Source organism: Oleiphilus sp. HI0043 (genome assembly GCF_001634935.1).
On record NZ_LWEY01001767.1, the window covers coordinates 1 to 2,429 of the forward strand.

4 protein-coding genes are annotated in these 2,429 nt (G+C 41.8%); all 4 read right to left on the reverse strand.

Going from position 1 to position 2,429, the window contains the following annotated elements:
* Positions 1 to 304 (reverse strand): tetratricopeptide repeat protein (locus A3729_RS33560; protein WP_197476159.1); only part of this gene is annotated, 304 nt, incomplete at its 3' end.
* A 173-nt stretch (positions 305 to 477) separates the two neighbouring features.
* The gene (locus A3729_RS27245; RefSeq protein ID WP_231877275.1) at positions 478 to 1,143 is read right to left on the reverse strand and encodes a DUF3034 family protein; all 666 of its coding nucleotides are present in this window, start codon (positions 1,141 to 1,143) and stop codon (positions 478 to 480) included.
* 65 nt (positions 1,144 to 1,208) lie between these two features.
* The gene (locus A3729_RS27250; RefSeq protein WP_082865046.1) at positions 1,209 to 1,826 is read right to left on the reverse strand and encodes a methylamine utilization protein; all 618 of its coding nucleotides are present in this window, start codon (positions 1,824 to 1,826) and stop codon (positions 1,209 to 1,211) included.
* Positions 1,827 to 1,976: 150 nt separating this feature from the next.
* A partial coding sequence (locus A3729_RS27255; protein WP_156498164.1) for a helix-turn-helix domain-containing protein occupies positions 1,977 to 2,429 on the reverse strand: 453 nt, incomplete at its 5' end.

A 2,429-nucleotide genomic window follows, 5' to 3' on the forward strand; every position in this document is an offset into this window, starting at 1 on the left:
GTGTATTTTTTATCATTTCCTCAAACGAAGGGTGCGTACGCAACGCTTTTAAAGCGTCATCCTTAGTAGCCTCATCTCGATAGCTATCACTTTTAGCAATTGCGTTAGATAAATAGGAAAGCGCCTCCTCATATTGCTGCAGTGCCGTATAAGCACAGGCAAGCTGATAAAATGCATGTCCATTGTCAGGATCAAGCTCTAAAGCTTGCTGGCATAGGTTTGCGGCCCATTGTGGCTCATTGATTTCTAATACCGCATCCGCCTTGTAGGTCAAAGCTTCACAGTCATCGGGCTTGATCTTCAAAATGTCATCATAACTTGAGATTCGATTGCTGGGGCTTGTATCTTGTCCCGCCCTGAGCCAAAGAGATTGAACCTCTTGCGTAAGCGCCAGCGCTTTTCGGTTATCATCAATGTCTGAACTTTTCTGGCTGAGCTGATCCTCAAAGCTTTGTAAACGATGCTCATACTCGAGAACTAGTTTAGAAATTTGCTCATCTGCGATCGATTGAACCTAAACTCAACACCCAAAGCAACGTTGTTACCGACGAAAACGCCCAGCGCTGTTTCGAATAAAAACTTAGACCTTGCATTATCGCCGCCGTAACCGAGCAAACCGAGTTCATTTGCATTACTGTAGCGAATATTCGCATTCACAAAGCTAGTATGATGAAACAATCCGTCGATCCACGCTTTTGCAGCACTTAGATAGAAATCAGTTCCGCTGCTATCTTTAGCGCCAACAAGATTGATCACACCCGCATCAATGAGTCTTTTTTGCTGTGTACCGATACTGATTACCGGTAATGTGTCATAAACCAAATCGCCAAAAAGTCGAACCTTCAGACCAATAATATTTTGTCTCACCGATTGCGATAATGCATCAACATAAAAGTCCTGATGAGCGAAGCTGAATTCGATACGGTCTCGAAAATTAATCAAAGCTCCGTGCACGCTCATATTATAATCATCAACGTCCACTTCACTTGCGACTATGCTGAAACCTAGCTCGTCTCTAGTAGCGTACCCCCCTAACGGCGCCCAAGGAATTAAACCTCCTCCTGCACTACCTTCGATAGAGGTAACACCCGAAGTACCCAATAACTTACTACCCGCTGCATTAACAGAGCTTGTAAAAAACAAGATCAAAATTACTAATGCAATACAGAATTTCGGAGCATAATTCATTCTTCTATCTCACTTGGTCGTCAGCGCCAGCGCTTCTTATTAAACTTAGTATTTTTCGTTGATTTGATCTCAATGACTACGGTTTGTGGAGAATTCACATCAAACTCAGACACCTTAAGAGGCTTTGCAGTGTTTTTTAACAGAGGGTGCCATACAAAAAACTCTGATGGCACTTTTTCCGGCACAGCCAAACTCGCTCGACCTTTACTGTCTGTTTTGCTTGCATAAGGTGTATCTATAACCAAAATATACCCAAGCATTGAATCGTGTATATTGCACCCTAGTGCCACGACGCCTGGCGTTTCAAACTTGATAGGAGATTCCGGCTTGTCGGCGTAAAGCTTTATTTCAAAGCGCTTTGGCTCTGAAAACGAATAAACATGATGTCTAATATTGTCGCTATTCGGAAAGCTCACTAAATCACCGACCTGAGCAATCAATACATGAGGGGCGAATTGCCTATTTTTCTGATCCATTATCAAGTTCGATGGAATACGCTTATTGCCAGACAAGGAAGCATATTCAGATTCGACTTGAAAATAAACGACACCATCGACAAGTGCTTGGCCATTTTGATCTTGAAGCGTTATATCGACAATTCCAGCAGCCTGACAGATATTAAATGACAGCCATGTCACGATGAAGATAAAACCCCGATCGAATGTATAAAGATTTGTAGACATAAGCGAAAATAAAACTAACTGGCAACATTATTAGAGTTTAGAACGAACAGTCTAGACCATGTGATGAAACTCTGTTTTGTTATAAATACTTGGCTAAGCAATTGTCTAACTCGATTGAGCGGTCATATTACGAAAAGAAAGCGGCGTCATGCCAAAACGTTTTTTAAACTGCCTGTGAAAGTGACTGAGATTATTGAATCCTATGTCTAGGGCAATGCGAGTAATGTCCTTTTTAGAAAACGCGAGTTGCTTTGCAGCATCATCGAAACGCAGTTGCAGAACAAACTCAATTAGACTGAACCCATACTTCTGCTTGAATTTTCGTGTAAGCTGGCTCCGAGATACTGANAACCTCTTGCTCAAATCATCTAAATTGATATCTTCGACATAATGCCGTCTGACCCATGCAGTAATGTGATCAATATGATCGAAACTGATTTTAGAAAGAGCTGTGTCTTGATGCAGCCTCTCCATATGTAGAAGCAGCATTTTTATAAAGCAGTTTTCCGCAAATGATTGGTTCAAAAGAGAAGGTGACATCGAGAGTGCATCAACTTC